Here is a 16,537-nt window from a genome sequence, read left to right as displayed (position 1 = left end):
TTTGCAGCGGTAGCCGCGGTAATGGTTGGGCTGCGCGTGGCGCATCGCGGCTTCGGGTGGGATCACGCGGGATCACACGGGCCTCACGCTGCCTGAACTTCGCTCTTGGCCTCACCTTCGGCCACGACCTCGCGTGCGAGCGCGAAGGCCTCTTCGAAGCCGAGGTAGACCGGCCTGGTGCTCGCGAGCATGCGTTCGAACAAGCGCCGCTGCACCTGGTATTTGACGTTGCCGATCGCCAGCGCGCCAATGCCGAGCGCACGGTGCATTCCGAACGGCTTGCCGTCGTCGGCGACGCCCACGCCGTCGATGCCGGCTGGCGGCACCGCGTTCACATCGGCGGCCACGAGTAGTTGGGACGCCTGATCGACTTGACGCGTGTTCATCACCTGCACGCCCGCCGCTGCGGTCGCGAACACCAGCTCGGCGCGCGCAAGCGTGGTGTCGAGCGCTTCGGTGAGCTGGGCATCGGCGCCGCGCGTCTGCACGTCGAAGCGCGCGTTGATGCGCCCGCTCGCGGCCTGTGCGGCTTCGAGACCTCGACTGCTGGCGATCGACACGAGCGCGCCCGCGCGCGCGGCCAGCACGCCCGCGATTACGCCCACGGGTCCCGTGCCGCCCAGCACGACCACGCGCTTGCCTTCGAGCGCTTCACCGTGCGTGCGCCGCAGATGCCATTCGACGCTCGCGACCAGCGCGGCCGCTGTCGTGTAGGCGCCGCTCGGGTCGGCGAACACGGAGACCTCGAACGGCGGCACCATCGCTTCGCGCGCGCGCTTGAGCATGTCGGCGGCCAGCACGACGTCGCGTCCGCCGATGAACAGACCCGTGCGCGCCACGCCTTTGGGGCCGCGCGAAAAGATGGCGTCCTGCGTGAGGGCCGCGATGTTGTCGATGCCGACGTCGGCGTAGGGCACGACGACCTGGTATCCCGCATCGACGGCCATGTTCACGTCGAATGGGCTCATCTGCCGGGTCGGCGTGAACATGTGGAGAATGAAGGGGCGTTCCATCGTTTGTCCGATGTGCAAGAGAGGTTGAAAGAGGGCGTCAGGCATTGCCCGGCGCATGAATGACGGTTGCGCCCGCGTTGCGCCCCTTGACGATTTCGAGCCGCAGCGTGGGACCGACCACACCGGCCTCGCGCGCCGCCGCCACGGCGTGGGCGGCCTCGTCGTGCGAGGCCAGGATCGCGAAGCCCGTGGGCCCCCACGAGCTTTGTCCAATGCCGGCGCGATGCCGCGCGCCGATCCAGTCGAGCACGCGCGCGACGGCCGCGCTCGTGTAGATACCGCCTTGCGAAGGCGCGAAATAGCGGCCAATGCGTTCCTGCAACTCGCTCACGCCGCGCGCGAACGGCGCGAAATCGTGCTCCGCGGCGGCCGGCAGGATCTGCATCAGCGCGAGGTGGCAGGCATGCGCGGCCAGCTCCTGCGGAAACGGCGGCAACGCGGCCATCGCCTGGCGTTCGGCGGGACCGGACAAGCCGCTGCGCGCGTCGTCGAGCACGAGCAGCACGCGCCATTCGTCGGGAAACGCCAGGCGCGACAGCACGGGCGGCAGCTCCGTTGCCGAGCGCGGACCGCCGTCGAGAATCAGCCCGCCTTGCTCGAAGCCCGCCACGCCAACGCCCGAGCGCGCGCCGCGCGCGAGTGCGAGTGCAAGCTGCGTAGCGTCGAGTTCGAGCCGATGCAGCCGCGCGAACGCATGACCGGCGCACAGCGCGAGCTGCGTGCCGGAGCCGAGGCCCGCATGAACCGGCAGCACGTGGCGCAAGCGCACATCGAGCGATTCGCGCCGGCCGCTCAGGCGCTTGAGCGCCTCGATATGCGCGCGCAGGCGCGGCAGCTCCTCGCTCGCATAGGGCGGGGCGGCGTAATGATCGCTGTCGCTTTCGTTGTTATCGCCAGGATTGTGGCTGCGGGCGAGCCGCATTTCGAGCGTCGTGCTGATGCCGTCGATCACGAGCCCGAGGCTGCCGAAGCGCCGGCCGAGTGACGCGCCCGGATCGAGAAAGCCCAGATGCAGTCGACCGGGTGCATTCACGGTGACGGCACTCGCGGCTTTCGTGGGGTATTGCGTCGTGGCGTATTGCGTCATGAGCGCTTCCTCGCATCGGTGAGCGGACGGCCTGGTCCGCCGACTCATGCAAGCGTCATGCCATACGGGCCGCGTGTGCGCGCAGATCGACTCAAGCGCCTGCGTGGAGCGGATGTATCGAGTGCGCGCTAGCGCGCAAGCGTCGCTCTGCTCGAACGCACACATGCGCCGTATCGGTGACAGTGTGTCACTCGTCTTGCCGGATGCGCACCGGGTGCGTGGGCAGATCCCCGTATTCGCGGGCGAGGTATGTCTCGGTGTTTTCCAGTACGAAGCGGCGGAACGACTGGCAGGTGGGCGAGAGCTGGCGCGCGTTCAGATGCACGATCTGCCACGCGCGGTCGATGGGCGTGCCGCTCACGTCGAGCAGCGCGATTTCGCGCGTGCGCAATTCGAGCCGCAACGTGTGCAGCGAAAGCAGGCTGATGCCCATGCCCGCCATCACGGCTTGTTTGATGGTCTCGTTGCTATCGAGCGTGACGATTTTCGCGGGAGAGAAAAGATGATGCTTGAACATTTGCTCGACGACGGTGCGCGTGCCCGAGCCCGGCTCGCGCATGAGGAAGGTCTCATGGCGCAGCTCCTGCACGTCGATGCGCCGCGCCGCCGCGAACGCGTGATCGCGCGCCGCGACGATCACCTGCGGGTTATACGCGAGCGGCTCGGCGATGGCGTCGAGATCGCGCGGCGGGCGGCCCATCACCGCGACGTCGATGGCGTTGTCCTGCAACATGCGCAACAGCGGCTCGCGTGGGGCGATCGTGAAGCGCACTTCGACCTTCGGAAACTGGGCGCAGTAGCGCGCAATCAGTTGCGGCACGAAATAGCGCGCGGTGCTTACGAGGCCAACTGAGATCGCGCCGCTGTCGGCAAGCAAGAGCGACTGCAACGCATCCTGGGCGTCCTTCACCTCGCCCAGGATTCGCTGCGCATGATGCGCGAGCGTGGTGCCGGCTTCGGTCAGCACGATGCGGCGCGCGATGCGCTCGAAAAGCGGCAGGCCGACGGCTTCTTCGAGCTGCTTGATCTGCATGGAGACAGCCGGCTGCGTGAGATGAAGCTCTTGCGCCGCGCGCACGAAGCTCACGTGCTCCGCGGCGGCGGCGAAGATCTGCAACTGGCGCAGCGTGAGCGTGCGAACGAAGTTGAGCATGACTAACCCGAAGAAGCGCTGGCGCGCGAACAGGTAAGGGATCCCTTATAGGATGGCTAAGAATATCTGAATTTCGCTGATTCGATCAGCGCTTTATCGTTGAGCCGTGTTGTGCAAAGCGGGCGTTCGAATCGAACGCCGGCGAAGTCCAGGTGAAAAGCGCAGATGAAAAGCGCAGGTGAAAACGCGCGGTGTCGACGCGGCTGGCGAGGCCAGCCGCAGTAACGGGTCGCGGAGGTTGGCAGGCATCTTGCTCTTGCTGCCGGTATTCGTGCGGGCCGCGCATTTCGCGCGGTGCGAAGCTTTCTGAACTCCTGCAATGAGGCGACCATGCCATCCCGATACATGACGCTCGACGACTTCCTTGCACGCGCACTGGACGGCGCACACGACGAAGCCGGTGCATACCGCCTGCGTAGCGTAATCGGCGAGATCGCGCTTGCGGTGCGCGCCATCGCAGCGATGATCGAGAGGGTCATGCTCGATGGCAGCGCGGGCGCAGGCGCCCAGGCGCTCGCGCGCCAATTGATGATGGGGCTGTGCGAGCGCAGCGCGTGTATAGCGGGCTATTCAGCGGCGCAAACGAACAGCACATGGGCCACGACGGCAACCGCTCGCAAAGGCTATCTGCTGGCCTTCGAAGCGCTCGACGGGGCAGCGCAAATCGCGGAAAACGGCGTGGCGGGCAGCATTTTTTCGGTGCGCGAGGCTGCGAGCGAATCGACGGATAAGGACGCGCGGGAGGCCGCATGGCGGCGCGGCGGCGATGCCCTGCGCGCGGCGGCCCATGCGCTCTACGGCCCTTCGACGCTGCTCGTCTTGACACTCGGACGCGGCACCCACGGCTTCACGCTCGATCGCGCGAGCGGCACCTTCGTGCTCACGCACCACGCGATGCGCGTGCCGGAGGGGGGCGTCGAACTCGCGATCGACGGCGCGCGCGAGCACGCCTGGGAGCCGCCGGTGCTGCGCTATGTGCGCGAATGCCGGGCGGGCAGCGTGGGCGAGCGCGAGCACGACTTCAGCCTGCGCTTTGGCGGCTGCGCGGTTGCCGACCTGCATCGCATCCTGGTGCGCGGCGGCGTGAGCATCGTGCCGCGCGAGCCCCGCGAGGCGCAGGGCGCAAGCGGCCTGAACCTGGTGCACATGGCACAGCCGCTCGCGTGGCTGATCGAGCAGGCGGGCGGCGCGGCCAGCACGGGACGCGAGCGTGTGCTCGATTTGCGGCCCGGCGCACTCGACGAGCGCACGGGCATGGTGCTGGGAACGACGCGCGAAGTCGCGCGGCTCGAGCGCTATTACGGCGAGTACGAGCGTGGCGTGGACCGGCCGTTCGATTCGCCGCTCTTTAACGAGCGTTCGCTGTTCCGGCCCGAAGCCTGCGCCTGAGCGAGAGACCATGTCGATCAAACATCCGATCGTGGCGGTCACCGGTTCGAGCGGCGCGGGCACGACCACGGTAATGAACAGCTTTCAGCACATTTTCAGGCGCGAGAAGCTGAAGGCGCAGATCGTGGAGGGCGATGCGTTCCACCGTCACGACCGCGAGGGCATGCACATCGCGATGAAGGAGGCGGAAGAACAGCGCCAGCAATTCAGCCACTTCGGTCCCGATGCGAACTTGCTGGACCGGCTCGAAGATCTGTTCAGGCAGTACGGCGCAACTGGCCGGGGCCGCGTGCGCAAGTATATCCACGACGAAGCCGAAGCGCTGGAATACGACGTGGAGCCGGGCAAATTCACCGCGTGGACCGACGTCGAGCCGGACACCGACCTGCTCTTTTACGAGGGGCTGCATGGCGGCTTCGTCGGCCACGGCATCGACGTGGCGCAGCACGCGGATCTCCTCGTGGGCGTGGTGCCCATCATCAACCTCGAGTGGATCCAGAAACTGCATCGCGACAAGACGTTGCGCGGCTACTCGCAGGAAGCGGTGATGGACACCATCCTGCGCCGCATGCCCGACTACGCGCATTACATCTGTCCGCAGTTCAGCCGAACGCACGTGAATTTTCAGCGGGTGCCGACCGTGGATACGTCCAATCCATTTACGGCGCGCGATATACCGAGCGCCGACGAGAGCTTTGTGGTGATCCGCTTCGCCAATCCGAAGGGGATCGATTTTCCCTATCTGCTGACGATGCTGCAGGACTCGTTCATGAGCCGGCCCAACGTGATTGTCGTGCCGGGCGGCAAGATGGGGCTCGCGATGCAACTGATCTTTACGCCGATGATCCTCAAGATGATCGATCGGCAACAACGCGCGGCCTGAGGGCCCGAGGACCTGACGGCGCGCCTAACAACAGGAGATACTTTCATGCAAGTCATGTCGCGCAAACTGCCCATCGACGCTGTCCTGTTCGATCTTGCCAGCACCTTGCATGGCAAGCGCATCGGCGGCCAATTGGCGGAGCTTTTTCCCGATGTCGAGATCGCGCTCGATGGATTGCGGCGCATGGGGTTGAAGCTCGGAATGGTGACCGACAAGGCGATGGATGCGGTCGAACCTGTGCTGCAGCGCTTTGGGCTGTCGATGTGGTTCGATATTGTGGTGGATGGTGGCGCTGTCGCGCAGCGTAAGCCGCATCCGGCGCCGCTGTTGCATGCCTGTGAGGCGCTGGCGGTGCAGCCTGCTCATGCGCTTTATGTAGGGGATTCCGAGAATGATGCGCTCGCCGCGCAGGCCGCCGGGATGCAGTTGGTTCGGGTGAATTATGTTGGGGGCTCCGCTCGTTCTGGGGGTGGTGATCAGGCGGAATCGCCTTGTCTGCAGGTGATCGATTCGCTTGGCGAGTTGCTGGAGTTGATTGGGAGTCCCCAGCAGCCTAAACGCACCAGGCGTGTCGTGCAGGCCGGTTATCGGCATGATGATTGGGCTGGGTTGTATATCTGAATTTCTTTTTTCTTGTTTTTTGCTGTTTCGCGTTTCCTTGTATTCGTGTCGGTCTATTAGTGTTGCCCCTGTGCGGGGCGGCACCTACTTTTCTTTGCAGCGGCAAAGAAAAGTAGGCAAAAGAAAGCCGCTCAAACCGCTAGTGTGACGCCGTCCACCACTTGCCCGTAATCGGAGCGGTTCCGGAGCGTCTGTCACCACGCGCCGTACAACGGAGTGACCAAGGACTCATCCCTCCGGCGGCGCTACGCGCGCCGTGGGGCATAATCCAAAACCAGAGGAATGCATACGAATCGATGCAGCACGTGCGTATTCGAGTGCCACGGCAGAACCCTTGGTTTCCCCTGCATACCCGACCGCTGCGCGCGTAGCGAGCAGCGGGATGAATGAGCCCTTTGTCACTAACATTGAAGGTGCGAGATGACGGATGCCCCGGAACCACTTCGACTAACGGCAAGTGGTGGACGGCGTCACACTAGCGGTTTGAGCGGCTTTCTTTTGCCTACTTTTCTTTGCCGCTGCAAAGAAAAGTAGGTGCCGCCCCGCACAGGGGCAACACTAATAGACCGACACGAAAGCAAGGAAACGCGACAAATAGACAAGGCACCAAAGCACCAAAGCGTGCATAACATCATCGCTTGATCCGAACCCTGCGCATTTTCCGATACAACGTATTACGCGTAACGCCCAAAGCATTAGCGACTTCGCTAACATTCCATCGATGCATATCCAGCAATCCCATAAGCGCATCGCGCTCCGCCTGCAGGATGGCATTGAGCGGCTCGCAGCCATCATCACCATCGTCACGCTGATCGATGTCCCCATCGCCATCCGATGCCATCGCAAGCGGCGTATACCCGCTTGCATCGCCCCTCTGCACAGCGGGCAGCACCGCCCCCCCAACGAGCTCCGCAGGCAGATGCGCTGCAGTAAGCTCCGGCCCGTCGCACAGCGCGGCAGCCGTGCGCAGCACATTGCGCAGTTGGCGCACGTTGCCCGGCCACGCACTCGCAAGCAGAATCCGCCGGGCGTCCCGGCCCAGCATCGGCGGTACTTCGTTATCCTGCTCAAGCAGATGAAGAATCAAATCGAGCTTGTCTTCGCGCTCGCGCAGCGGCGGCACGCTCACCGCCACACCGTTGAGCCGGTAGTAGAGGTCTTCGCGAAACTGTCCGTTAGCAACAAGCGCAGCAAGGTCGCGATGGCTCGCGCTGATAAGCTGGAAATCGACCTTGATGACCGCCTCCGAGCCAAGCGGTGTCACTTCGCGCTCTTCGAGCACGCGCAGCAGCCGCGCCTGGAGTGCGAGCGGCATGTCGCCGATCTCGTCGAGAAAGAGCGTGCCGCCGTTGGCCTGCAGGATCTTGCCGCGCCGTCCCTCGCGCTGCGCGCCTGTGAATGCGCCCGCGCGATAGCCAAACAATTCGCTTTCGATCAGATGCTCGGGCAACGACGCGCAATTGATCGCGACGAACGGCCCGTCGCGGCGCGCGCTGGCCGCGTGCAGCGCATTGGCGAACACGTCCTTGCCTGAGCCCGTCTCGCCGCGCACGAGCACGGCGATGCCGCGATCGATCACGCGTTCGCCAAGGCGCAACTGGCTCGCGAGATGCGCGTCGCCAAATTCGACGCGCGGGCCACCCGAAGCACGCCCGGGGTTGCGCGCGGGCGCGCGGCGTGGCGTGGCCGTTTCGCCCTCGTGCGGTTTTTGGGGATCTAGCGCGGCGGCAGGCTGCACCATGGTCCGGCCCATGTTCGCCACGGTTTGCTTGAGCGGTGCTTGCGCGACCGCGAAGAAACGATTCGGCGCATGAGCGCGATACACGGCAACCGGGTGAAACGAGCTCTGCACACTGCGCGCGACGAGATCGGCGAGTGTGGCGTTGAAGAGATCGGTGATGCGCTTGCCGGCGATTTCGGCCAGCGTGCCAAAGCCGAGTTGAAACAGCGCGCTGCGGTTCGCGCCGAGCACGAGGCCGCTCTCGTCGATTGTCAGTTTGCCGGCATGCAGCGTATTCACGAATTCCGGGCGGCTATGAAAGTGCACCATGTGCGCCTGCGTGTGGCGCGCATCGAGCAGACGGTTCTCGATCATCTGCCGCGACATGCCCACCAGCACGAGCGAATGTTGTTGCTGCAACTGCGAGCGGCTCGTCACGTCGAGCACGCCCGCGAGCGCGCCGCGCTCGTCGAATACGGGCGCGGCCGAGCAGGTGAGGGCGGCATAGCGCGAGAAGAAATGCTCGTGCTGGCGCACGGCGAGCGCTTCGCCTTCGGCAAGGCAGGTGCCCATGCCGTTGGTGCCCGCTTCGCGCTCGCTCCAGACCGCGCCCGCGCAAAAGCCCCAGTCTTCCACTTGCTCCGCGAAGCTTGCCGAGGACACGAGATGCAGGATCACGCCGTCCGCGTCGCTGAGCACGACTGCGAGATCGGCATCGCCCAGTTGTTGATAGAGCGTCGTCATTTCGAGCTTTGCGCAGCCGATCAGATCGGCGAGGCGCTCGCGGCGCTGCGCGAGTTCGATGCTCGTGAGCACGGGCGGTGGGCGGCAGGCATCGGGGTCGAGCCCGTAGTCGTTCAGGCAGCGCGTCCACGAGCGCACGATGGCCGCGCTCGGCTCGTAGTGTCCGAGCCGCTGGCGCAATACGCTGTCTATGCCGCTCGCGCGGGCCGGCCGCTCAATACATTCATCGGCATATTGGGTTGACTGCATGACACGTGTCTCCGGAGTCTTCGATTGCCAATAATGAGCACATCGATGGGCGTAGCGCCGTTGAATGGCGGCGCTGCTGCCAGCCTGATGGAGCCAATTATTTGCAGTCAAATTTCTGGTGACAATTCGCCTTATGGGGCTACCTCCTTGTGGGTAGAGGTTTGTTTTTTCGTGTTTCCTTCGCGTTTCCTTGTGTTCGCGGTGGCTTTGTCGCGTTTCCTTGCTTTCGTGTCGGTCTATTAGCGTTGCCCCTGTGCGGGGCGGCACCTACTTTTCTTTGCAGCCGCAAAGAAAAGTAGGCAAAAGAAAGCGGCTCAAACCGCTAGTGTGACGCCGTCCACCTCTTGCCCGTGATCGAAGTGGTTCCGGGGCATCTGTCACCTCGCACCTTTAAACGTAGTGACAAAGGGCTCATTCATCCCGCTGCTCGCTACGCGCGCAGCGGTCGGGTCTGCCAGGGAAACCGGGGGTGCTTATGAACGAGCGAAAATGCACGCGTCCTATCGATGCGCATGCGCTCCACTGGTTTGGGGTTATGCCCCACGGCGCGCGTAGCGCCGCCGGAGGAATGAGCCCTTGGTCACTCCGTTGTACGGCGCGTGGTGACAGACGCTCCGGAACCGCTCCGATAATGGGCAAGTGGTCCACTGCGTCACACTAGCGGTGTGAGCGGCTTTCTTTTGCCTACTTTTCTTTGCCGCTGCAAAGAAAAGTAGGTGCCGCCCCGCACAGGGGCAACGCTAGCAGACCGACACGAATACAAGGAAAGGCCAAGGCTGTAGGTGCCGCCCCGCACAGGGGCAACACTAATAGACCGACACGAAAACAAGACAAGGCCACCGCCCCCAGCGCCCCACCAAAATCAGCCCACCGCAGGCTCTAGCGCTCTCTCGACCCCTGCTCATGCCTCCAAACCACGGCCTCGAGCCTCGAATGCAGATCAAGCTTACGCAGCACATGCTTCACATGAACCTTCACAGTCCCCACGCTGATACCAAGCTTGCGCGCAATGACCTTGTTACACATCCCTTCAACAAGGTAATCGAGCACCTCGACTTCACGCGCGGTGAGATCCGATTGCGCGGGCGCCATGCGCTGGCCGCCCGAGAGGGCCTGCACGAGACTCCCCGTGACCGCGTCGCTGAGCACGGCCGCGCCCGCCAATGCTTTTTGCAGCGTGATGCAAAGATCCTCGGGATCCATGTCCTTGAGCAGATAGCCATGAGCGCCCGCGCGCAGCGCGGCGACCACGTCGCGCTCATGATCCGAGACGGTCAGCATGATGAAGCGCGCGTTCACGCCAGCGTCGCGCATCAATTGAAGGGTCTCGATGCCGCTCACTTCCGGCATGTTCAGGTCGATCAATACGACTTCAGGCTTCAGGCGCGCGGCCATCTCCACGCCTTCGCGGCCCGAGGCGGCTTCGCCCGCGATCGAGAACAGCGGATTCATCTGGATGAGCTGCGCGACGCCTTTGCGAAAGAGTGCATGGTCGTCGATAAGCAAAACGGAATGGGGAGGCATGGCGTTTCCTTGGCGCGTTAACCAGACTACCTGTCTCTACTGGAACGGCGTGTTCGGTGTCTTGCCGCGCTTGCTTGCGTCATTGCAATGCACAGCGGGCACAACAACCGGATCTTTTCTTGATTAGAGGTTCAAGTCTACGCGTGGAATCCCGATGGACAAAATTCACTGATAAGAAAAAAAACGGGCCAGTCATGGCGAACCGGCCCAAATCTCTTCTCACTACCCCCGCATTACTCTGTCAAGCCTAAAAATGACTGCGCAATTCCTCGGCAATGTCGAAGATGTCGCCCACGATGCCGTAGCGCGCGATCGTGAAGATCGAGGCTTCGGGGTCGGTGTTCACGGCAATGATGTTGTCCACGTGTTTCATGCCGGCCATGTGCTGCACCGAGCCCGAGATGCCCATCGCGATGTACATCTTGCAGGCCGCCGCGGTCTTGCCGGACTGGCCCACCTGGTGTGCTTTGGGCAGCCAGCCCGAGTCGGCGATCGGCCGCGAGCAGCCGAGCGTGGCGCCCACGGTCTCCGCCAGTTCGCGGAATTGCTCGACGTGCGTTTCCTCGCCGATGCCACGGCCCACCGAGAGGATGAATTCCGCGCCCGGGATGTCGACGTCGCCGCTCGCCGCCGGTTCCTCGAACGCCAGGTGTGTGCTGCGCGGTGTGAGCGCCGGCGCCGCGAAGGTGTTCACGGTGGGGCTGCCAGCGGCGTCGGGCGCTTTGAAGGCGCCGGGGCGCAGGGTCACGAGCGCCGTCTCCTTGCCCGGAAACTCGATCTCCATGTTGACCTTCTGCCCGTAGCCCGAGCGCGTCGCGAGCCAGTCCGAGCCGTCGCGCGCGAGCCCGAATGCGTCGGTCGTGAATCCGTAGTTGCCCTTGGCCGCGAGCGGGGCGGCATAGCCTAGTGTGTCGATCGTGTGCGGTAGCAGCACGAGCGAGGGTTTGCGCGCCTCGATGATTGCGCGGGCAACGTTTTCGTAGATCTCCGGATCGAAGGTGTCGGTGCTCGTCTGCACGGTGACGATTTCGTCGACGCCCGCGAGCTTGAGGCTTTCCACCCAGGCGTCGGGCTGCGCGCCCAGCACCGCGACGGTGACGGTTTCGCCGCTCGCTTCCTTCGCCTGCACGGCCGCGCCGAGCACTTCGAGACTGACCGGGCGCAGTTGCCCTTGACGGTGTTCCACCAGAACCAGAATGCCGCTCATTTCGCTTCTCCCCTGAATTCCTTGATCAGACCGGCCAGGCGCGCTGCCTGCTCGGCGGGCGTGCCTTCGATCATTTGCGCGCGGCCCGTGGCCGGCACATAGACGCGCCGGATGCGCGAGAGCGATCCCGCCGCGCCGGTTTCACTGGCGGCAAGGCCGAGTTCGTCCGGCGTGAGCGTTTCGATGGGCCGTTGCGCGGCTTGCTTGATGCCGCGCAGCGAGGCGTAGCGCGGCGTGTTGATGCCGAGCTGGATGGTCAGCACGGCGGGGCATTGCACCTCGACGGTGGCGTATGCGCCGCCTTCCAGCTCGCGGCGCGCGGTGGCCGTTTTCGCGCCGGGGGCGTAATCGAGCCCCGCCACAACCGCTGCGTGCGGCCAGTCGATCAGGCCCGCGAGCGCCATGCCGGTCACGCCATAGGCGTGATCGGAGGCCTGTACGCCCGCGAAGATCATGTCCGGTGCTTCCTTGCGCGCGAGCGCGGCCAGCACCCGGGCGATGGCGACCGGGTCGGCGTCTTCGAGTGCGTCGCTCCAGATGCGCACCGCGCGGTCCGCGCCTTTCGCGAGGCACTTGCGCAGTTCGTCGTCGGCGCCCTCGGGGCCGACCGTGGCCACTACGATTTCGATGTCGCCGTTCGCGCCTTCCTTCAGGCGCATCGCTTCTTCCAGTGCGTAGTGGTCCCACTCGTTCAGGTCGAAGACGTGAAAATCGGCGCTGACGTCGCGGCCGTCGTCGTTCAGCTCGAAGTCTTCATCGAGCGAAGCGACCTGCTTGATTGTCACTAGTATTTTCATCTTGACTCCATGGTGTTCGTCGGACAGGGCGAATCGTGTTGCACGTCGCTTTCGTGCGGCTCGTGTTGCTCGTGCGGCTCGTATTGCTCGTGTTGCTTGCGTTGCTCGTGTTGCGTTGCATCGTCATCCAGCGGATGGGGAGAAACGGCGGCGGGCTGCGGCGCATCGGCAGTCGTGGAGGCGAGCGGGCCGAGCGCGCGTCCGAAATGACCGAACAGGCGCGCGCGGACTTCACGGTCGGGGTCGAACCGCATGCGCCAGCGGTCGGCGTCCGTGAGGTTCGGATGTTCGAACACCAGCACGCGGTGCAGCGGGTAGGACTCGTGGCGCAGTTGCAGCAGCACGCGCCGCGAGGCCTCGCGATTCAGGATCACGCCGCGGCGCACGTCGGCCACCGGGTGGGCGGCGAGCCGTGCGAGTTGCGCCTGCGGGGTCGCGCGATGGCGTGCGATGCCGGAGAGCACGTCGACGTCTTCGTCGGCGGCCAGGCGCCGCAGCAGCGCGCCCGGCAGATCCTCGCGCAGCGCGACGCCCGCGCGGACCCACGCCACCGGGTCGGCGGCAAGCTGCGCGACGAGGCGCGCGGGGCAGTCCGGGTGGCGCGCCACCGCGCGGCGCACTTCCGGTTCGCTGTCGTTCACGAGCCGCTCGAGCCACTCGGCGGGGCAGGCCGGATTGCGCGCGAGCGTGCGGCGCACCCACGGATCGTCGTTGCCGATCAGCCACTCCACAACCTTCAGCGGCAGGTCGCGGCGCGTGGCCACCACGCGCCGCACGATGGCTTGCGCATCGAAGCACAGGCCGATCAGCGCGCCAGCGGCCGTGTTCGCATTGAGCGCGGCGGCGCGGCGCACGCCGGGGTCTTCGTCGCGGGCAAGCTGCGCGAGGATCGCGGTGGGCGTGCGAGTCTGGAGCGCGAGGCTGCGCCGCTCGGCCGGCGATGATGGCAGTGTGTGCAGCAGCAAATCGGGGCAGCACGGATGGCGCAGCACCTGGGCGCGCACCGCGCTCGTGTGCGTGCTTTTCCAGAGTTGCAGCAGCGTTTGCGGATCGGTCGCGAGATGGATCGCGAGCAGGCGCTGCAACACGGCGATGCCGCGCTGCTCGACGAGCGTGAGCAGTTCCGAGGGCACGCCGACGTTCTCGCAGAGCGCGCGCAGCACCTCGATGTCCTCGCTTTGCGCGGCGAGCGCGGCAAGCAGCGCGTGGGGCGCTTTCGCGTGCCGCGCGAGCAGGCAGGCGAGGCGCTGGGCCGGCGCTTCGTGCTCGTCGACGAAAAGCGCGAGTGCGTCGCCGGGCGTGGCGGGGTTTCTCGCGAGGCGCATTTTCAGCGTCTCGTCATGGTTCGCCGCCGCGAGCCGCGCGAGTTGGGCGAGCACCGCGCCGTGGGCGAACGTGCAGGCCGCGAGGGCGAGGCAGTCGCGCCGCGCCACGAAGAGCCGCGCGCCGAGGCGCGCGCGGTCCGCGTCGTCTGCGTGCGGGTAGAGCGCGGCGGCCGCGTAGACGTCGTCGGCGGCCAGCGCAAGCTCGACCAGCTCGCGCCAGTGCCGGCGCATCGTCGGCGTGCGCGCTCGCCGCTGCCTCGCGCGCTGCTCGGGCATCACGGGCATCACGGGCACCGCGTGCTGCTGCTCGTGATGCTCGTGTTGCGCGTGCTGCTCGTGCGTTTGCTGCATCTCGCGCGTGCCGTGCTGCGCGTGCCTGCCGTGCATCGCGTGCGCGCGCTCTTGCGGGTTGGCGGAGCTGGGCGTCATCTCGGGCAATCCTCGTCCGGGGCTCGGTTATGGCTCGGTTATGACTCAGTTGGCGCTCAGTTAGCGCTCAGTTAGCGTTCAAATAACGTGCAGTGGCGTTCATGCCGCGTTCATGCAGCGGCGATGGCGCGCACGTCGCCAGCAGGTTCCGCATCGTCGCTGGCCGGTTCCGCGAGGCTCTCGGCGATCAGTTCGATCAGCTCGCGCACGACGAACTTGCCTTCGTAGCCGCTCGTCTTCAGCGCGTCCTCGAACATCGTCAGATCCTTGGGGCAGCAAACCACGAACACCTCCAGTCCTTCGATACGCGCAGCCTCGTGCATGCGGTTCTGCGACGGCTTTTCCTTGCCGACCGGATCGCTCATCCAGATCCGGCCGCCGCCGGCGCCGCAGCAAAACGAGTTGTCGCGCGAGCGGGGCATCTCCACGAGATCGCAGCCGAGCGCCGCGAGAATCTGGCGGGGCGCGTCGTAGCCCTTGTTGAAGCGCCCGAGATGGCACGGGTCATGGAAGGTCACGCGGTAGCCGAGTTTGCGCTTCGGCTTCAGCGCGCCTTCGCTGAACATGCGCGCAACGAGGCTCGTGTAATGCTCGATCTCGAACTTGCCGCCGAAGTCGGGGTACTCGTTGCGGATCGTGTTGTACGAGTGCGGGTCGGTCGTCACGATGCGGCGGAAATTCGACTGCCTGAGCAGCGCGATGTTGTTCTCGGCGAGCAGCTCGTAGAGGCCTTCCTCGCCCACGCGGCGCACGTCGTTGCCCGCGTTCGACTCGCCCTCGTAGAGCAGACCGAAATCCACTCCCGCGTTATGCAGCAGCGTGGCGAAGGCCTGGGTCACGCGCTGGTTGCGCGGATCGAACGAGGCATAGTCGCCCACGAACCACAGCAGATCGACGCTCTCCTTGCGTGCGTCCTTGATCTGGAAGGGCAGCGGCTTGGTCCATGCGGCGCGCTTGCGCTTCGATTCGTTAAACGAATTGCCGTTCTTGTGGATCGCCTGCAACGTCTTTTGCACTTGCGGTTCCATCTCGCCTTCTTCGACGAGCTTGCGGCGCATCTGCACGATGATGGGCACGTGCTCGACCGCCACCGGGCAGATCTCCACGCAGGCCATGCAGGTGCGGCACGACCAGACGGTTTCCATGAACACCTGGCCGATGCCCTTGCCATGCACGTCGAGTTTCACCTCGTCGGGCAAGGTGTTTTTTTGCAGCGCCTCGTTGGCGAACTCGCGCAGCGAGAGGATCACGTCGCGCGGCGAGAGCGGTGCGCCCACGGCGTTGGCGGGGCAGGCCTCGTGGCAGCGGCCGCACTTCGTGCAGGCGTCGAGATTGAGCAGGTGCTTCCAGGTGAAGTCGGTGATGGTCTTGTAGCCCACGCGCTCGCTGCCGGGCTGAGCGCCTTTAGCACCCCCAGCACCCGCAGCACCCTCGGCGCCTTCTACAACCTCGGCGGCCTCGATGCGCGGCAGGCGCTGCGCGGCGAGCGGATCGCGCATCATCAGCGAGCCCGAGGCCGTGAAGATGTGCTTGACCTTCGTGTACGGAATCAGCGCGATAAAGGTGAGCGCGAGCAGGCCGTGGAACCACCAGAGGCCGGTGCGCATCACGTAGGCGGCCGAGGCGCTCACGCCCACGCCCTTGAAGATCTCCGCGATGAGCGCGGCCACCGGCGACCACCAGCGCGTGTCCCACACCACGGCGCGCTCTTGCAGCCAGACGAGGCGTAGCCCGCTCAGCACGAAGCCGGTGATGCCGATCAGCACGAGCGTCCAGAGGAACGCCCAGTCTTCGCGACGGTAGCCGCTACGGTCGTAGTCGGGGTCGCCGGGCTGGCGGTCGGGGCGCTTGTAGTCGAGCTTGGGCGGCTTGATCCAGCCGCGGCGCGCCATCATGTAGATGAGCCCGGCGATCATCGAAACACCCGCCACGTTCATTACGAGCTTGAACAGCAGATAGAAGTCGCCGTTCCAGAAGTGAAAGCCGAGAAAGCGCGCGGTGATGTCGTAATCGACGGTGACGGTGGCGGTGCCGAGAAACAGCACGGCGAAACCGTAGAAAATCATCCGGTGCGCGCGGCCCGCTGCGGGGTCGCGGCGCGCGACGGTGCGGTGGCTCAGCACCACGCGCACCATGTCCTTGAAGCGCGCTTGCAGGTCGATCTTGCCGAACGATTTCGACAAGCGCTGCCCGCGCCGGTATTTGCGGATCTGGACGTAGACCCCCCACGCGAATACGCCGACCGCCGCGAGGCCGATGAGATAGAACAGCGCGATCGCAAACGACGGGAAGCCCTCGAACAGGATGCGCGTGACGGTCGCGGGGTCGAAAGTCGCTGAGGTCTGCATGGCTCGTCCGTTGATTGAAGGGGAAAAAGGGAGGCGCTTTTTTCAGGC

The 16,537-nt window shown here is 65.1% G+C and carries 13 protein-coding genes; 4 read left to right on the top strand and 9 right to left on the bottom strand.

Annotated elements, in window-relative coordinates; genetic code table 11:
- Window positions 1–83 precede the first annotated feature (83 nt).
- The 3 genes from L5014_RS22425 to L5014_RS22415 form a co-directional block, all read right to left on the bottom strand.
- On the bottom strand, window positions 84–1,013 hold the full coding sequence (locus L5014_RS22425) for an NAD(P)-dependent methylenetetrahydromethanopterin dehydrogenase (RefSeq protein ID WP_238465935.1): 930 nt from the start codon (window positions 1,011–1,013) through the stop codon (window positions 84–86).
- A gap of 37 nt (window positions 1,014–1,050) precedes the next feature.
- Window positions 1,051–2,100 carry a beta-ribofuranosylaminobenzene 5'-phosphate synthase family protein gene (locus tag L5014_RS22420; protein ID WP_238465934.1) on the bottom strand — a complete coding sequence of 350 codons (1,050 nt, stop codon included), beginning with the start codon at window positions 2,098–2,100 and terminating at the stop codon, window positions 1,051–1,053.
- Between the two features lie 187 nt (window positions 2,101–2,287).
- Window positions 2,288–3,253, bottom strand: coding sequence for a LysR substrate-binding domain-containing protein (locus L5014_RS22415; protein WP_238465933.1), 966 nt, complete (start codon window positions 3,251–3,253; stop codon window positions 2,288–2,290).
- Between the two features lie 330 nt (window positions 3,254–3,583).
- Here L5014_RS22415 and L5014_RS22410 point away from each other — a divergent pair, with 330 nt between their 5' ends.
- Genes L5014_RS22410 through L5014_RS22400 form a run of 3 tightly spaced genes read left to right on the top strand, consistent with a single transcriptional unit; the run spans window position 3,584 to window position 6,146 of the window.
- Window positions 3,584–4,642 carry an FIG domain-containing protein gene (locus L5014_RS22410; RefSeq protein WP_238465932.1) on the top strand — a complete coding sequence of 353 codons (1,059 nt, stop codon included), beginning with the start codon at window positions 3,584–3,586 and terminating at the stop codon, window positions 4,640–4,642.
- A 10-nt stretch (window positions 4,643–4,652) separates the two neighbouring features.
- Entirely contained in the window at window positions 4,653–5,525 is an 873-nt protein-coding gene (locus L5014_RS22405) for a phosphoribulokinase (protein ID WP_238465931.1), read from the top strand.
- A gap of 45 nt (window positions 5,526–5,570) precedes the next feature.
- The gene (locus tag L5014_RS22400) at window positions 5,571–6,146 is read left to right on the top strand and encodes an HAD-IA family hydrolase (protein ID WP_238465930.1); all 576 of its coding nucleotides are present in this window, start codon (window positions 5,571–5,573) and stop codon (window positions 6,144–6,146) included.
- A 631-nt stretch (window positions 6,147–6,777) separates the two neighbouring features.
- Here L5014_RS22400 and L5014_RS22395 read toward each other — a convergent pair.
- Window positions 6,778–8,859 (bottom strand): sigma-54-dependent Fis family transcriptional regulator, encoded by a 2,082-nt coding sequence (locus tag L5014_RS22395; RefSeq protein WP_238465929.1) that lies wholly within the window; start codon window positions 8,857–8,859, stop codon window positions 6,778–6,780.
- A gap of 33 nt (window positions 8,860–8,892) precedes the next feature.
- On the opposite strand from L5014_RS22395, the gene L5014_RS22390 reads away from it, so the two are divergent.
- A complete protein-coding gene (locus tag L5014_RS22390; protein ID WP_238465928.1) occupies window positions 8,893–9,102 on the top strand; it encodes a hypothetical protein in 210 nt (69 codons plus the stop codon).
- Between the two features lie 636 nt (window positions 9,103–9,738).
- Here L5014_RS22390 and narL read toward each other — a convergent pair.
- From narL to L5014_RS22365, 5 genes are all read right to left on the bottom strand, one after another.
- Window positions 9,739–10,383 (bottom strand): two-component system response regulator NarL, encoded by a 645-nt coding sequence (gene narL, locus L5014_RS22385; protein WP_238465927.1) that lies wholly within the window; start codon window positions 10,381–10,383, stop codon window positions 9,739–9,741.
- A 247-nt stretch (window positions 10,384–10,630) separates the two neighbouring features.
- Window positions 10,631–11,590: an electron transfer flavoprotein subunit alpha/FixB family protein gene (locus L5014_RS22380; protein ID WP_238465926.1), complete on the bottom strand. Its 960-nt coding sequence runs from the start codon at window positions 11,588–11,590 to the stop codon at window positions 10,631–10,633.
- Complete coding sequence (locus L5014_RS22375; protein WP_238465925.1) at window positions 11,587–12,387, bottom strand: electron transfer flavoprotein subunit beta/FixA family protein; 801 nt, start codon at window positions 12,385–12,387, stop codon at window positions 11,587–11,589. The genes L5014_RS22380 and L5014_RS22375 overlap by 4 nt, the downstream gene beginning before the upstream one ends.
- Window positions 12,384–14,141: a hypothetical protein gene (locus tag L5014_RS22370; RefSeq protein WP_238465924.1), complete on the bottom strand. Its 1,758-nt coding sequence runs from the start codon at window positions 14,139–14,141 to the stop codon at window positions 12,384–12,386. The genes L5014_RS22375 and L5014_RS22370 overlap by 4 nt, the downstream gene beginning before the upstream one ends.
- 110 nt (window positions 14,142–14,251) lie before the next feature.
- Window positions 14,252–16,489, bottom strand: a complete 2,238-nt coding sequence (locus L5014_RS22365; protein WP_238465923.1) for a heterodisulfide reductase-related iron-sulfur binding cluster — start codon at window positions 16,487–16,489, stop codon at window positions 14,252–14,254.
- Window positions 16,490–16,537 lie beyond the last annotated feature (48 nt).

The organism is Paraburkholderia tagetis (genome assembly GCF_022213065.1).
GTDB classification, from domain to species: domain Bacteria; phylum Pseudomonadota; class Gammaproteobacteria; order Burkholderiales; family Burkholderiaceae; genus Paraburkholderia; species Paraburkholderia tagetis.
Note: the sequence above shows the minus strand (reverse complement) of the source record. Positions and strands in the feature narration are given on the sequence as shown.

What these genes read in the sequence shown, in the direction of transcription:
- L5014_RS22425 (WP_238465935.1), bottom strand. Translation starts at nt 1,013, where the DNA reads ATGGAACGCCCCTTCATTCTCCACATGTTCACGCCGACCCGGCAGATG.
- L5014_RS22420 (WP_238465934.1), bottom strand. Translation starts at nt 2,100, where the DNA reads ATGACGCAATACGCCACGACGCAATACCCCACGAAAGCCGCGAGTGCC.
- L5014_RS22415 (WP_238465933.1), bottom strand. Translation starts at nt 3,253, where the DNA reads ATGCTCAACTTCGTTCGCACGCTCACGCTGCGCCAGTTGCAGATCTTC.
- L5014_RS22410 (WP_238465932.1), top strand. Translation starts at nt 3,584, where the DNA reads ATGCCATCCCGATACATGACGCTCGACGACTTCCTTGCACGCGCACTG.
- L5014_RS22405 (WP_238465931.1), top strand. Translation starts at nt 4,653, where the DNA reads ATGTCGATCAAACATCCGATCGTGGCGGTCACCGGTTCGAGCGGCGCG.
- L5014_RS22400 (WP_238465930.1), top strand. Translation starts at nt 5,571, where the DNA reads ATGCAAGTCATGTCGCGCAAACTGCCCATCGACGCTGTCCTGTTCGAT.
- L5014_RS22395 (WP_238465929.1), bottom strand. Translation starts at nt 8,859, where the DNA reads ATGCAGTCAACCCAATATGCCGATGAATGTATTGAGCGGCCGGCCCGC.
- L5014_RS22390 (WP_238465928.1), top strand. Translation starts at nt 8,893, where the DNA reads ATGAGCACATCGATGGGCGTAGCGCCGTTGAATGGCGGCGCTGCTGCC.
- narL (WP_238465927.1), bottom strand. Translation starts at nt 10,383, where the DNA reads ATGCCTCCCCATTCCGTTTTGCTTATCGACGACCATGCACTCTTTCGC.
- L5014_RS22380 (WP_238465926.1), bottom strand. Translation starts at nt 11,590, where the DNA reads ATGAGCGGCATTCTGGTTCTGGTGGAACACCGTCAAGGGCAACTGCGC.
- L5014_RS22375 (WP_238465925.1), bottom strand. Translation starts at nt 12,387, where the DNA reads ATGAAAATACTAGTGACAATCAAGCAGGTCGCTTCGCTCGATGAAGAC.
- L5014_RS22370 (WP_238465924.1), bottom strand. Translation starts at nt 14,141, where the DNA reads ATGACGCCCAGCTCCGCCAACCCGCAAGAGCGCGCGCACGCGATGCAC.
- L5014_RS22365 (WP_238465923.1), bottom strand. Translation starts at nt 16,489, where the DNA reads ATGCAGACCTCAGCGACTTTCGACCCCGCGACCGTCACGCGCATCCTG.